Here is a 12,578-nt window from a genome sequence, read left to right as displayed (position 1 = left end):
ATCGCGATAGAGCGAACCTTATATCTATATTTCGCGATATACAAATATGATTATGTGCTTAGGATCAGCCAAATCGCTATATCGGGTTATAACGATATATGGACAGCGGGCCCGAAAGCGGCCTAGGCTTGCAGCCATGAACTACTTGGCACATCTTCATCTTGGCGGGCACCGGCCCGCCCAATTGCTTGGCAGCCTGTATGGCGATTTCGTCAAAGGTCCGCTGCCGGGACGTTTTCCTGCGGAACTGGAGGCGGCGATTCGTCTGCACCGCAGCATCGACGCCTTCACTGACAGTCATCCGCTGATCAAGGCCTCCATTGCCCGTTTTCCGCTCCAGAGACGGCGCTATGCCGGCATCATGCTCGATGTTTTTTTCGATCACTGCCTGGCGCGCGACTGGCATCGTTATGCCGACCTGCCGTTGGACGCATTCACCCGCAAGGTCTATGGCACGCTGGCTGCCGAGCCACAATTGCCCGAGCGGCTGGCGCTGATCGCACCGCGCATGGCGGCGCAGGACTGGCTGGGGTCGTATCGGGATTTCGGAGTGCTGGAGCAGGTGTTGAGCGGGATATCCCGACGCCTCTCAAAACCCGAAGGGCTGGCCGGCGGCATGCAGGAACTGCAGGCGCTGTACCAGCCCTTGAGTGCGGATTTCGCCGAGTTCTATCCGCTACTTGAGGATTTCGCTCAGGCCGCTCGGGCCGGACGCGAAACCACGTCGCTCGGCTGAACCGGCGGCTCGCCAAACAACGCCACCTGAACGGCCTGCTGGGCCTTGAAGGCCAGTGCGGCGCGTTCCTGGTCAGCGGTCGGAATCGGTGTCAGCAGGTGAATATGCACATCGCTCTGCTCGTTGGCGAACAGTCGGCGCAAGTGCGACAGCAAGTCATCGTCGCCAATGAACGGGGCGATCGGGTCCGGCTTGCCGTCACGCGAGTAACCAATGGCCACCGGCTGGATCGGCACGCCAGCGTCGATGGCGCTGGACAGCAGACGACCGTGAAAGGTGCGCAGGCTTTTGCCGTCCGTGGTGGTGCCTTCGGGGAAGATCAGCAGCGCGTTGCCTTGCTGCAGATGGTTGCACATCTGCTTCTGGATCAGACGGCTGTCGCCCGATCCGCGACGAATGAACAGCGTACCGGCCTTCAGCGCCAGCCAGCCCGCTACCGGCCAGGTCCGCACTTCGGCCTTCGACAGAAACGACAGCGGCGCGAGCATGCCGAGCAGGGCGATGTCGGTCCATGACACATGGTTGCTGACCCACAGCATGGGTTGGGTTGGCAGTTGACCTGTCACGGTGACGCGAAACGGCAGGGCATTGGTCAGGCGTGCCATGAACCAGCGGCTCCAGCGCTGCCTGCGCTCCATCGAGCCTCCGATCCTGGTGCGTTCCAGGACCGCGAACGCGCTGGCAATCGTCAAACCGAGCGCTACGACCAGTAGCACCCGGACTACGCGGGCATAGCCGCGCAACCGGCTCATCACACGGCCGCCTTGAAGTGGCGGGCATAGCGCGGGCACAAGTCGTCGCGCTTGAGCAGGATGAACACGTCGGCCACCTGGAAGTCTTCGTCCCAGCACGGTTCGCCGCAGATCTTGGCCCCCAGACGCATGTAGGCTTTGAGCAGCGGTGGCATCTCGCAGATCACATTGCTCGGGATGTCGAGGGTCGGCAGCGGATTCTTCGGCTCGGCGCGCAGGTGCTCGTTGCACAGGTAGCGTTCGCGCAGGCGTTGCATGATCGCATGGGCCTGAATACCGCCGTCCTGCATCGGGATGCTCGCGCAGCCCATCAGGTAGCTATAACCGCCTTCGTTGAGCACCTCGGCCAGTTCGCTCCACAACACCGCGATGGTGCCGCCGTTGCGATAGGCCGGATCGACGCAGGTGCGACCCAGTTCGAGGATCGGCCCTTGCAGATTGACCAGCCCGTGCAGGCTGAATTCCTCTTCGCTGTAGAAGCGTCCCAGCGTGTTGGCGGCCTGATGGTCGAGCAGCCGGGTCGTGGCAACCAGGCGCCCGGTGTTCAGGTCGCGTACCCCGATATGCGAGCAGTGAACATCGTAATCGTCGATGTCCAGGCCTTGTTCAGCGCCGTTGAGACGGGCGTTGAACTCTTCGCTGAACACACTGAAACGCAACGCCTGTGCTTCCTGCAAGGCGCACGCTCCAATCAGGCGCTCGGCCTGAAGACGACGTTCAGAAGTGTTGTCACGAATGCGGGCGATCTGGGTCATACGAATCTCCATGAGCCAGCCTTGCAGATGCAGAAAGGGCTGGTGACTGATTTGTCCAGGCGCTTTGCCGTACTTGCAGGCTAGGGAGATGGCGTGTCATGCCTGTGAAGCTTTGGTGATGGTTGTGTGACGGGAAACGCTGTGGCCATTTCCTCTGCGTCTGCTCTTGGGTTGATAGCTGACTGTCATGAAACGCTGATACGGTGTGCGGATCATTCTGTAGAGGCCTTGTCATGCCGCGTGGATTTGTCCGTCTGTGTCTGGTTCTGATTCTGGGTTTCAGTACCCAAGGCGTCGTTGCTCAAACATGGCCGACAGAGCAATGGCCTTCTCAGTCTGTACCGCGATCTGTGGCCATCGAAGAGCTCGAGGCCTACGCCTTCCCGCCCCGTGAAGACGCCACGCGCAAGGGCATTCGCACCGATGCGCTGCTGGTGATTCGTGATGGCGACGTTGTGTACGAGCGCTACGGCGGTGTGACCACCGCGCAAACGCCGCACCTGACCTGGTCGATCAGCAAAAGCATCATGGCGACGGTGCTGGGGGGGGCGTTTGCAGAAGGACGCTTTCAACTGAATGATCCGGTGGCGAAGTTCTACCCGCCGTTCAAGGCGCACCCCGATATCGCCATCAAAGACCTGATGCACTGGGCTTCGGGTCTGGATTGGCAGGAAGACTACGAATACGCACCGCTCAACTCCTCGGTGGTCGCCATGCTCTACACCCGCGGGCGCGACGACATGGCGCGCTTCACCGCCGATCACCGCGCTGCCCACCCCCCCGGCAAGACTTACCTCTACTCCAGCGGTGATAGCACCGTTCTGGCGGCGGCCTTGAAAAAGATGGTCGGCGATGAGGCCTATCCGGGTTACCCATGGACCGCGCTGTTCGACCCGCTCGGCATCCGCAGTGCGGTCTGGGAAACCGATGGCGCGGGTACATTTGTAGGTTCTTCCTATGCCTACATGACCGCCCGCGATCTGGCCCGCATCGGCCTGCTGATGCAGCGCGGCGGGCAATGGCAGGATCGGCAGTTGCTCAACAAGGAGTGGATGGGCTTCGTGCTGACGCCGTTTGCCGGTGAGGGCGTGGATGCCAGTGTTGAAGTGCCCGCAGGCCAATGGTGGCTCAACCGTACTGCCGATGGCGGCAAAGGACCGTGGCCGGACGCTCCCCCTGACACCTTCGCGGCACTGGGGCATTGGGGGCAGGCGCTGTATGTGATTCCCGATCAGAAGCTGGTGATCGTGCGCTATGCCGATGACCGCGACGCTACCTACAACCACAATGAGATGCTCAAGCGCGTACAGGCCGCGTTTGGCAAGGAGGGCGGTCAATGAGCACGCGCCGAATGTTCATCCTGCGCCGTCCCTTCAGCAGCCTGCTGTTGCTGATGGTTGCCGCACTTGCCGTGCTCGCCTGGCAGTACCGTGTGAACCTGCAGGCGTTCCCGACCATCATCAGTGCCTACACCGCCAAGGAATACTGCTCGTGCAGGTACGTCATGAATAATTCCGAAGCGTATTGCCAGGGCTACATCAAGCAGTATCTGCCCAGCACGCTGGTCGACGACAGCAGTCAAAAACGGGTCATTGCCAGCGGCCTGGGACGCACCAGCAGCGCGTCCTGGCAGGGTGAGCGACAGGGTTGTCGCCTGCTGCCATGAGGGCCTGATGAATTGCCGCCGAACGCGGGCGTTTGCCAGCGGTCAGACAGGCGGATAAGGTGGCCCTCAATTGCACGTCTGGAGTCTGCATGCTCACTATGAATCGCCTGCTGCTGGTCATGCTGGCCGCAGTGGCGTTACCTGCCCATGCGAACTGGTATCTGGATAACGAGTCGTCGCGACTCTCGTTCACCTCGACTAAAAATGCCGATATTGCCGAAGTGCATCGCTTTCTGGTGCTGCACGGCAAAGTCGACGCCAAGGGGCTGGCTGAAGTGGAAGTTGAAACCGATTCAGTCAGCACCGGCATTCCGCTGCGCGACGAGCGCCTTCGAGAGCAGGTGTTTCAGGTGCGCAAGTTTCCGGCTGCTCAGATCAATGCGCAGTTAGACATGCGCCCGATCAATAACCTCGCGCCCGGCGCACAACTGGAACTGCGTTTACCGCTGACCGTCAGCCTGCGCGGCAAGACCCACAGCTATAACGCCGAGCTGCTGGCGACGCGTCTCGACGAGCGGCGATTTCAGGTCGTGACGCTCGAGCCGCTGGTGATCCATGCCCAGGATTTCGATATGGCCCCGGACTTCAAGGCCTTGCGCAACGCCGCAGGATTGTCGGCGGTGAGCCTCTCGGTCCCGGTCGGGGCTGTCCTGATCTTCACGGCGCGCTGATATGAACGGTGCGATTTTTCCGTGGCGTGAAAACAACCGCTTTCAATTGCTGATCGACGGCCCTGCGTTCTTTCCGCGCATGATCGCAGCCATCGATCGCGCCGAGCAGCAGGTCGATCTGGAGTTGTACCTGGTCGAAGCCGGGGCCTGCGCCGACGCTATCGTGCGCGCGCTGGTCGAAGCGGGCAGGCGTGGCGTGATTGTGCGCTGTCTGTTCGATGACTTCGGTTCCAAAGCCTTCGACGCCGGCCTGCGCAAGCAACTGACCGATGCCGGTGTGATTCTGCGTTTCTACAATCCGATCCACTGGCGGCGCGGCGTGCGTAACTTCTACCGCGACCATCGCAAACTGCTGCTGGTGGACAAGGCCTTGGCCGTGGTGGGCGGCACCGGTGTGACCGACGAGTTCTGGGAGCCGGACAAGGACGCCAGCCAGTGGCACGAAGTGATGGTCGAAATCACCGGGCCGTTGGTGATCGACTGGCAGGCGCTGTTCAACCGGCAGTTCCACGCCAACGCCCGGCGTTTCGCCTGGCGTCCGAAAGAAAACTTCGGCCTTGATCATCTGCCCAAGGCCCCGATAACCGGCGAGGGCCTGGGTCGTGTCGCGTATGCTGATTCCCGCCAGCACCGCGACATCCTGCAGTCGCTGGTACGTGCGCTGAACACCGGGCAAAAGCGGATCTGGCTGGCCACCCCTTACTTTCTGCCCACCTGGAAAGTTCGCCGCGCCTTGCGTCGGGCGGCGGCACGTGGCGTTGATGTGCGTTTGCTGCTGACCGGGCCGCGCACCGATCACCCGTCCGTACGCTACGCCGGTCACCGCTACTACCCGCGCCTGCTGCGTGCCGGGGTCAAGGTGTTCGAATACCAGCCGTGCTTTCTGCACCTGAAAATGGTCCTGATCGACGACTGGGTGAGTCTCGGTTCGTGCAATTTCGATCACTGGAATCTGCGCTTCAACCTGGAAGCCAACCTCGAAGCCCTCGACCCCGGACTGACCCGAGACGTGGTCGCCAGCTTTGAAAAAGACTTCGCCCTGAGCGCCGAGACCACGCTGGCAGACTGGAAGGCCAGACCGCTGTGGCGACGGGTCAAGCAGCGCTTGTGGGGCTGGATCGACAGGCTGGTGGTGAACTTGCTGGATCAGCGTAACTGAGGTTTGCGCGGGGCCGAGCGTGGCCCCGGGTTGTCATCCGGTCAAACGATGCATTCCAGTGAGCGATCAACCATGGCTTTGGCCATCTCGGCCATGTGCAGCACCGAAAACGCCAGATCACGGCTGGTGCCCTGGGTGCTGTCGCCGGACTCATAGGCCGTCGTGATGATGCAGCGCAGCAGATCCGAAGCGTAGTTGAGCGCTTCTTCCTGGCTGACGGATGCGTTGACGGTGAACAGGGCGGTGGGCGGGTCGGGGACGATTTTATCGGGCATGTTTGCAACTCCAGCAGAACTTGTGGGAGCCGTCACTGATCGCTACCAAACGATAAGGTGGCGGCCGTGTGCAAGTTGGTAGACCGGCTGCTGGCACCCGGTGCATCCGAAGATGCCATGCGCACGGCCACCATGAAAACGGGACGAAAGAGATCGCCTCGCGGAGGTGGCACATTGCGCCAGCAAAAGCAGGTCTACCAAACCTGATCGCTGATTGGGCAGCGACCGATGAAGGCTAGAGACCTGAATAGCCAAGCGCAAGAGGCCGGGATTTTCTCGGAAATTTCCTTCAATTGGAAGGGAGGCGTCCTGCGGTTAATTCTTACAAGAGTTATCGAAAAAGGTTTTCTGAGGATGTTTCGTTGCCTGCCTTGTAAACGTGGGTACACTCTTTTCTACGTCACAAAGACGTGTTCAGCGCTAAGGACAGGAATGGATAATATAGGGAACGATGGGCAACAGCCGGAAAGCCTCAATCTGAAATTCAACTATAAATTCTTCTTCTGGCTGCTGTTCTCGATAGTGGTTTTGAAACTCACACTGTTCGACTATCTGGACAGCCCTTCGGGCGCGGACGAAGTAGTCATGAAGCGCGAGCTGCCACAGGGTGACTGGCTCTACATCACTCGCTACGGCGCACCCGCAACAGATCAGGACACCTTGCGTTTTTACATCAGTAAACGTCTGGATGGCAGCGACTCGCAAGTGCTGAAGCAGTTGAACGACTCTAATCTTTTTCTGCTGACTGACAGCGCTCTGAGTGATGTGAAGATTTTCGACACGCCAAATGGTGTTGGTGTAGAAGTGACTGGCGCTGTTTATCAGTATTTCAGCAAGCAGTACATCACCGAGGGGGTGACGTTAAAAAGCTATCGGATCACATTGAATCAGCATGATGTGTCTCCGCCCTACAGATAATGTGCGGGGTAGAGTGCTTGCAATGAAAATAGCCTGTGCAGCGTTTGCTGGACAGGCTTGTTGCTGAAGGAAGTAGTTAAGGCTTTTTGATATTCTGCATGTAGGTATGATTTGGTTCTGTAACGACTTTCTTCGTCAACGCGTCCAGTTCCTTGCTGTGATACATGTCCAGGCATTTCAGCAGGTCGAATTTTATACCCTTGATCTGGGATTCGGCCAAAGGGTTTGTGTAGTCGCGCGCGAGGTATTTTTTTACCAACGCTCTGATTTCATCTGGACCTTCCTCCCAATCGTAGTTTGCCCAGTCTTCCATTGCGGTGGCACTACTGCCCGCGTCAATTCCTACCTTGACATCATATGCATAGGCATTTGCTATACAGTTGGCGAGCACCAGGTCCTTGTAGTTCTGTGCATAGCTTCTATGCATGCCTTCCGGTGATGAAGGTAGTGTGTCTGCAAAACAGTTGGTTGTCGCGAATACAAGAAATACTGTCTTGATTGCAAGAGGTAGCCTCATTGCACTTAACTCCATTTGGTGTTTAGGGTTTTTTGTAGTCTTGCGCGTCGGTATGTGTAGGGTTTATTACGGCTTTTTTTGTCTGTGCTTCCAGCTCTTTGCTGTGGTAAAGATCAAGACACTTAAGCAAGTCAAATTTCACACCTTTTATTTCGGACTCGACAAGAGGGTTTGTGTAGTTTCTTGCGAGGTAGTTGTCTACGAATTCTCTGGGTTTCTCAGGACTTTTTTCCCAATCATAGTTGGCCCACTCGCGCAACGCTGTGACGCTGCTGCCAGCGTCAGTCCCGACGTTGTCACTGAATTTGTAAGCGCTCGCAATGCAGGTGGCAAGAACCATGTCTTTATAGTTTTGTGCGTGGGTTCTATACATGCCTTCTGGCGATGATGGCTGAGCAGATGCATGAATAGTAAGCGCGGTGAGCGAGCAACAGGCCAGTACGGTCGTAAAAAGTGATTTCATTGCGTAAGGCTCCAGAAATTTGTCATGGCTAGCAATCTCGACACAGTCCTTGTAGTGATCATCCAGTGCTTCACCCGGTATGCAAAAAAAAAAATTTATTTTTCATGAGTCCAGTGGTTTACAGCCAGCAGAAGAATAAGCTGTGTTGCGAGGAGGGACAGGGGCAATGAGCCTCAGGAAGGTACCGAACCATCTCGGTTTGTTGTCTGAAATGTATTACGGACTGATCGCAAGGGCACGATGTTTCTAGCCACTGTGCCGTATTATTCAGGGAGTAAGTTACCGGGTTATATTGGCAACAGACTGACGCGTCTATTTGAGCCGATCGCAATTTCAGGTTCAATCAGTTACTCAGCAAAAACCCGGCTTGCGCCGGGTTTTTATTGTCTTGCAGATCAAAGCTTACTGCACTTCCACCGCCAGACTGTCGCTGATCTTCTTCTGCCAGATCTGCGGGCCGGTGATGTGAACGGATTCACCGTTGCTGTCCACCGCAACGGTAACCGGCATGTCCTTGACCTCGAACTCGTAGATCGCCTCCATGCCCAGTTCGGCGAACGCCACGACTCGGGATTTCTTGATCGCCTGAGCCACCAGATAGGCAGCACCACCAACGGCCATCAGGTACACGGCCTTGTGGTCACGGATCGCTTCGATGGCGGTCGGGCCGCGTTCGGATTTGCCGATCATGCCCAGCAGGCCGGTCTGGTCGAGGATCTGACGGGTGAACTTGTCCATCCGGGTGGCCGTGGTCGGGCCTGCCGGGCCAACGACTTCTTCGCGTACCGGATCAACCGGGCCGACGTAGTAGATGAAGCGACCCTTGAGGTCCACCGGCAGCGTTTCGCCCCTGTTGAGCATTTCGACCATGCGCTTGTGCGCGGCGTCGCGGCCGGTGAGCATCTTGCCATTGAGCAATACGGTTTCGCCCGGTTTCCAGCTCTGCACTTCTTCCGGGGTCAGGGTATCGAGGTCGACGCGGCGGGCCGATGGGCCGGCTTCCCAGACGATTTCCGGGTAGGCGTCCAGCGATGGAGCCTCCAGCGAAGCAGGGCCGCTGCCATCGAGTACGAAGTGCGCGTGGCGGGTGGCGGCGCAGTTGGGGATCATGCACACCGGCAGCGACGCAGCATGGGTCGGGTAATCCATGATCTTGACGTCTAGCACGGTGGTCAGACCGCCCAGGCCCTGAGCACCAATGCCCAGTTGGTTAACCTTCTCGAACAGCTCCAGACGCATCTCTTCGATACGATTCTGCGGGCCGCGAGCCTTCAGCTCATGAATGTCGATGGACTCCATCAACACTTCCTTGGCCATGACCGCAGCCTTTTCTGCGGTGCCGCCGATACCGATACCGAGCATGCCCGGCGGGCACCAGCCAGCGCCCATGGTCGGGACGGTTTTCAGAACCCAGTCGACGATCGAGTCGGAAGGGTTGAGCATCGCCATCTTCGATTTGTTTTCCGAGCCGCCACCTTTCGCCGCGACGTCCACTTCCACGGTGTTGCCCGGGACGATGGAGTAATGAATGACGGCCGGGGTGTTGTCCTTGGTGTTTTTGCGAGCGCCTGCCGGATCGGCAAGGATCGAGGCACGCAGCACGTTCTCAGGCAGGTTGTAAGCGCGACGCACGCCTTCGTTGATCATGTCGTCCAGGCCCATGGTGGCGCCGTCCCAGCGAACATCCATCCCCACGCGCACAAAAACCGTGACGATGCCGGTGTCCTGGCAGATCGGGCGGTGACCGGTCGCGCACATGCGCGAGTTGATCAGGATCTGGGCGATGGAGTCACGAGCGGCAGGCGACTCTTCACGCAGATACGCCTCGTGCATGGCCTGGATGAAGTCTACGGGGTGGTAATAGGAAATGAACTGCAGTGCGTCTGCAACGCTCTGAATCAGGTCGTCTTGCTTGATCACGGTCATGCGGCGCGCTCCTCTGTAAGGACGGGAACATTCAATTACGCTATCGGCGGCAGTCTGGAACTGCGGCTTGAACCAGAGCTGTCAGGTTGGCCGTAGCGGGCGCAAAAAGGCGCGGCAGTATAACCCGCCCGACAGGCCAGTCTGTACAATCGCCGTTATTTTCTGCACAGGCCGTTTTGATGCCTCAATTGCATGTGGGTGAGCTTAGCTGGTCGGTGGCGTCGGCCAGCAATCTGCTCGACGCCCTGAACCATGCCGGTATTCCGGTCCCTTATAGTTGCCGTGCCGGCAGTTGCCACGCGTGTCTGGTGCGCGTCGTAAAGGGCGAGCCTGAAGACGCGTTGCCCGACGCGCTGCCTGCTGAAAAGCGCCAGCAGGGTTGGCGGCTCGCCTGTCAGTGCCGAGTGGCAGGAGATCTGGCTGTCGAGGTGTTTGACCCGCAGCGCGATGGCCTTCCTGCCACAGTAGCAGGCTGCGACTGGCTCTCTGCGTCGGTGCTGCGCCTGCGTCTGGAGCCTGCGCGGCCACTGCGCTATAGCGCCGGGCAGCATCAGGTGTTGTGGACTGATAGCGGTGTTGCGCGACCATACTCGCTGGCGAGCCTTCCCGGCGAGGATGCGTTTCTGGAGTTTCATATCGACTGCCTGCAGCCCGGGGCCTTCCGTGATGTTGCCCGCCAGTTGCAGGTGGGTGACGCCCTGAGGCTCGGCGAGTTGCGTGGCGGGGCGCTGCGTTACGACCCGGACTGGCAGGAAAAACCCTTATTGCTGCTGGCCGCCGGCACCGGGCTTGGCCCTTTATGGGGTGTGTTGCGCGAGGCGCTGCGCCAGGACCATCAGGGCGCCATACGTGTGATTCATCTGGCCCGCGACAGCCAGGAGCATTATCTGGCCGATGAACTGCACGCCCTGGCTGAACGTTATCCCCAGCTGCATGTTCAGCTGGTTACTCCGCAGACGCTACAAACAACCCTGGCTGAACTGCGCCTGTTGTCGCGGCACGCAATGGCGCTGGTGTGCGGCAGTGCTGACAGCGTCGAGATGTTTGCCAAACGGCTGTATCTGGCCGGGCTGCCGCGTAATCAGTTGCTGGCGGATGTGTTTGTGGCGCGCGAATAAATAAAAGGCACGTTAGTTAAAGCTCTCGTTCCATCTGCTCCCACGCCCTACGGGCAGAAGCCTGAAAGCCCAACTTCCCTGGCTGACACAATGCAAAAAGGCCCCGGCTCTTGCGAGACGGGGCCTTTGGCTTGCAGTGTGCTGCGATCAGACCAACGGGTCGCCGACGTGCAGAATCTTCATGCCGTTGGTGCCGCCGATGGTGTGGTAGCTGTCGCCCTTGGTGAGGATGACCCAGTCACCTTGCTCGACCAGACCACGCTTGAGCAGTTCGTCGACTGCGGCCTGGCTGACCTGACCTGGCGGCAGGGCTGCCGGGTCGAATGGCACGGTGTAGACACCACGGAACATCGCTGCACGCGCCTGAGTGCCACGGTGCGGGGAGAACGCGTAGATCGGCACCGAAGAGCGGATGCGCGACATGATCAGCGGGGTATAGCCGCTTTCGGTCAGTGCGATGATCGCCTTTACACCCGGGAAGTGGTTGGCGGTGTACATGGCCGCCAGCGCGATGCTTTCATCACAACGGGTGAAGGAGTGACCGATACGGTGGCTGGAAGTCTTGCCGGTCGGGTGCTTTTCAGCGCCGATGCAGATACGGGCCATGGCCTGAACCGCTTCGATCGGATAGGAGCCTGCAGCACTTTCGGCCGACAGCATCACGGCGTCGGTGTAGTCGAGCACGGCGTTGGCCACGTCGGACACTTCGGCACGCGTCGGCATCGGGCTTGAGATCATCGACTCCATCATCTGCGTGGCGACGATCACCGCCTTGTTGTGGCGACGAGCGTGCAGGATGATGCGTTTCTGTACGCCGACCAGTTCGGCATCACCGATTTCAACGCCCAGGTCACCACGAGCGACCATGACCGCATCACTGGCGCGGATCAGCTCATCGAGCACTTCGTCGTTGGCAACGGCTTCGGCACGTTCGATCTTGGCCACCAGCCAGGCCGTACCACCGGATTCGTCGCGCAGCTGGCGAGCGTATTCCATGTCGGCGGCATCGCGCGGGAAGGAAACGGCCAGGTAATCCAGGTCCATCTCGGCAGCGAGCTTGATGTCCTGCTTGTCTTTTTCGGTCAGTGCCGGCGCCGTCAGGCCACCGCCACGACGGTTGATGCCCTTGTGATCGGACAGCGGGCCACCGATCAGCACGGTGCAGTGCAGTTCGTCGGCGGTCTGGGTGTCGACGCGCATGACCACGCGACCATCGTCGAGCAGCAACTCGTCGCCTACGCCGCAATCCTTGACCAGATCCGGGTAGTCGATACCCACGATCTGCTGATTGCCACTGGTCAGCGGATGAGCGGTAGAGAAGGTGAACTTGTCACCGACCTTCAGCTCTATTCGCTTGTCGGTGAACTTTGCAATACGGATCTTCGGACCCTGCAGGTCGCCCAGCAGAGCGACGAAGCGCCCGTGTCTGGCGGCGATTTCGCGGATCAGCCTGGCGCGAGCCTTGTGCTCGTCCGGAGTACCGTGAGAGAAGTTCAGACGAGCAACGTCGAGACCCGAAAGGATCAGTTGTTGGATGACTTCCGGCGAATTGCTGGCAGGGCCAAGTGTGGCGACGATTTTGGTGCGGCGAACGGTCATGCACAAACTCCTTAATTGAAGCG

General features: G+C 59.0%; 14 protein-coding genes. 7 read left to right on the top strand and 7 right to left on the bottom strand.

What is annotated here, in order from left to right; translation table 11 throughout:
- Positions 1 to 136 precede the first annotated feature (136 nt).
- Positions 137 to 736 (top strand): acyl carrier protein phosphodiesterase, encoded by a 600-nt coding sequence (locus BLR16_RS06365; RefSeq protein ID WP_003363917.1) that lies wholly within the window; start codon positions 137 to 139, stop codon positions 734 to 736.
- On the opposite strand, the gene BLR16_RS06360 is transcribed toward BLR16_RS06365, so the two are convergent.
- Both BLR16_RS06360 and olsB read right to left on the bottom strand, forming a co-directional pair.
- A complete protein-coding gene (locus BLR16_RS06360; RefSeq protein ID WP_046719031.1) occupies positions 694 to 1,488 on the bottom strand; it encodes a lysophospholipid acyltransferase family protein in 795 nt (264 codons plus the stop codon). The genes BLR16_RS06365 and BLR16_RS06360 overlap by 43 nt on opposite strands.
- Positions 1,488 to 2,243 (bottom strand): L-ornithine N(alpha)-acyltransferase, encoded by a 756-nt coding sequence (olsB, locus tag BLR16_RS06355; RefSeq protein WP_003363913.1) that lies wholly within the window; start codon positions 2,241 to 2,243, stop codon positions 1,488 to 1,490. Before olsB ends, BLR16_RS06360 begins: the two co-directional genes overlap by 1 nt.
- 233 nt (positions 2,244 to 2,476) lie before the next feature.
- On the opposite strand from olsB, the gene BLR16_RS06350 reads away from it, so the two are divergent.
- From BLR16_RS06350 to BLR16_RS06335, 4 genes are all read left to right on the top strand, one after another.
- Positions 2,477 to 3,583, top strand: a complete 1,107-nt coding sequence (locus BLR16_RS06350; RefSeq protein ID WP_003363911.1) for a serine hydrolase domain-containing protein — start codon at positions 2,477 to 2,479, stop codon at positions 3,581 to 3,583.
- A complete protein-coding gene (locus BLR16_RS06345) occupies positions 3,580 to 3,909 on the top strand; it encodes a hypothetical protein (protein ID WP_003363909.1) in 330 nt (109 codons plus the stop codon). The genes BLR16_RS06350 and BLR16_RS06345 overlap by 4 nt, the downstream gene beginning before the upstream one ends.
- Positions 3,910 to 3,998: 89 nt before the next feature.
- Positions 3,999 to 4,580 carry a YceI family protein gene (locus tag BLR16_RS06340; RefSeq protein WP_011268811.1) on the top strand — a complete coding sequence of 194 codons (582 nt, stop codon included), beginning with the start codon at positions 3,999 to 4,001 and terminating at the stop codon, positions 4,578 to 4,580.
- Between the two features lies 1 nt (position 4,581).
- Entirely contained in the window at positions 4,582 to 5,739 is a 1,158-nt protein-coding gene (locus BLR16_RS06335) for a phospholipase D-like domain-containing protein (protein ID WP_046719033.1), read from the top strand.
- A gap of 41 nt (positions 5,740 to 5,780) precedes the next feature.
- On the opposite strand, the gene BLR16_RS06330 is transcribed toward BLR16_RS06335, so the two are convergent.
- Positions 5,781 to 6,014, bottom strand: a complete 234-nt coding sequence (locus BLR16_RS06330; RefSeq protein ID WP_003313478.1) for a DUF6124 family protein — start codon at positions 6,012 to 6,014, stop codon at positions 5,781 to 5,783.
- A gap of 432 nt (positions 6,015 to 6,446) precedes the next feature.
- Here BLR16_RS06330 and BLR16_RS06325 point away from each other — a divergent pair, with 432 nt between their 5' ends.
- A complete protein-coding gene (locus BLR16_RS06325) occupies positions 6,447 to 6,932 on the top strand; it encodes a hypothetical protein (protein ID WP_003431403.1) in 486 nt (161 codons plus the stop codon).
- Between the two features lie 76 nt (positions 6,933 to 7,008).
- Here the strand turns inward: BLR16_RS06325 and BLR16_RS06320 are convergent, their stop codons facing one another.
- The 3 genes from BLR16_RS06320 to BLR16_RS06310 form a co-directional block, all read right to left on the bottom strand.
- On the bottom strand, positions 7,009 to 7,449 hold the full coding sequence (locus tag BLR16_RS06320; protein WP_058416564.1) for a type VI secretion system amidase immunity protein Tai4: 441 nt from the start codon (positions 7,447 to 7,449) through the stop codon (positions 7,009 to 7,011).
- 22 nt (positions 7,450 to 7,471) lie between these two features.
- Positions 7,472 to 7,912: a type VI secretion system amidase immunity protein Tai4 gene (locus tag BLR16_RS06315; protein ID WP_003431402.1), complete on the bottom strand. Its 441-nt coding sequence runs from the start codon at positions 7,910 to 7,912 to the stop codon at positions 7,472 to 7,474.
- Positions 7,913 to 8,314: 402 nt separating this feature from the next.
- Positions 8,315 to 9,838 (bottom strand): fumarate hydratase, encoded by a 1,524-nt coding sequence (locus BLR16_RS06310; RefSeq protein ID WP_003363897.1) that lies wholly within the window; start codon positions 9,836 to 9,838, stop codon positions 8,315 to 8,317.
- Positions 9,839 to 10,017: 179 nt separating this feature from the next.
- On the opposite strand from BLR16_RS06310, the gene BLR16_RS06305 reads away from it, so the two are divergent.
- Entirely contained in the window at positions 10,018 to 10,956 is a 939-nt protein-coding gene (locus BLR16_RS06305) for an iron-sulfur-binding ferredoxin reductase (protein ID WP_003431401.1), read from the top strand.
- A 147-nt stretch (positions 10,957 to 11,103) separates the two neighbouring features.
- On the opposite strand, the gene pyk is transcribed toward BLR16_RS06305, so the two are convergent.
- Positions 11,104 to 12,555, bottom strand: coding sequence for a pyruvate kinase (pyk, locus tag BLR16_RS06300; protein WP_074805011.1), 1,452 nt, complete (start codon positions 12,553 to 12,555; stop codon positions 11,104 to 11,106).
- Positions 12,556 to 12,578 lie beyond the last annotated feature (23 nt).

The organism is Pseudomonas sp. BS3767 (assembly GCF_900099665.1).
GTDB lineage: Bacteria > Pseudomonadota > Gammaproteobacteria > Pseudomonadales > Pseudomonadaceae > Aquipseudomonas > Aquipseudomonas cerasi.
Note: the sequence above shows the minus strand (reverse complement) of the source record. Positions and strands in the feature narration are given on the sequence as shown.

Bases quoted from the DNA above. Each gene is read 5' to 3' on its own strand.
- BLR16_RS06365 (WP_003363917.1), top strand. From the start codon at position 137: ATGAACTACTTGGCACATCTTCATCTTGGCGGGCACCGGCCCGCCCAA.
- BLR16_RS06360 (WP_046719031.1), bottom strand. From the start codon at position 1,488: ATGAGCCGGTTGCGCGGCTATGCCCGCGTAGTCCGGGTGCTACTGGTC.
- olsB (WP_003363913.1), bottom strand. From the start codon at position 2,243: ATGACCCAGATCGCCCGCATTCGTGACAACACTTCTGAACGTCGTCTT.
- BLR16_RS06350 (WP_003363911.1), top strand. From the start codon at position 2,477: ATGCCGCGTGGATTTGTCCGTCTGTGTCTGGTTCTGATTCTGGGTTTC.
- BLR16_RS06345 (WP_003363909.1), top strand. From the start codon at position 3,580: ATGAGCACGCGCCGAATGTTCATCCTGCGCCGTCCCTTCAGCAGCCTG.
- BLR16_RS06340 (WP_011268811.1), top strand. From the start codon at position 3,999: ATGCTCACTATGAATCGCCTGCTGCTGGTCATGCTGGCCGCAGTGGCG.
- BLR16_RS06335 (WP_046719033.1), top strand. From the start codon at position 4,582: ATGAACGGTGCGATTTTTCCGTGGCGTGAAAACAACCGCTTTCAATTG.
- BLR16_RS06330 (WP_003313478.1), bottom strand. From the start codon at position 6,014: ATGCCCGATAAAATCGTCCCCGACCCGCCCACCGCCCTGTTCACCGTC.
- BLR16_RS06325 (WP_003431403.1), top strand. From the start codon at position 6,447: ATGGATAATATAGGGAACGATGGGCAACAGCCGGAAAGCCTCAATCTG.
- BLR16_RS06320 (WP_058416564.1), bottom strand. From the start codon at position 7,449: ATGAGGCTACCTCTTGCAATCAAGACAGTATTTCTTGTATTCGCGACA.
- BLR16_RS06315 (WP_003431402.1), bottom strand. From the start codon at position 7,912: ATGAAATCACTTTTTACGACCGTACTGGCCTGTTGCTCGCTCACCGCG.
- BLR16_RS06310 (WP_003363897.1), bottom strand. From the start codon at position 9,838: ATGACCGTGATCAAGCAAGACGACCTGATTCAGAGCGTTGCAGACGCA.
- BLR16_RS06305 (WP_003431401.1), top strand. From the start codon at position 10,018: ATGCCTCAATTGCATGTGGGTGAGCTTAGCTGGTCGGTGGCGTCGGCC.
- pyk (WP_074805011.1), bottom strand. From the start codon at position 12,555: ATGACCGTTCGCCGCACCAAAATCGTCGCCACACTTGGCCCTGCCAGC.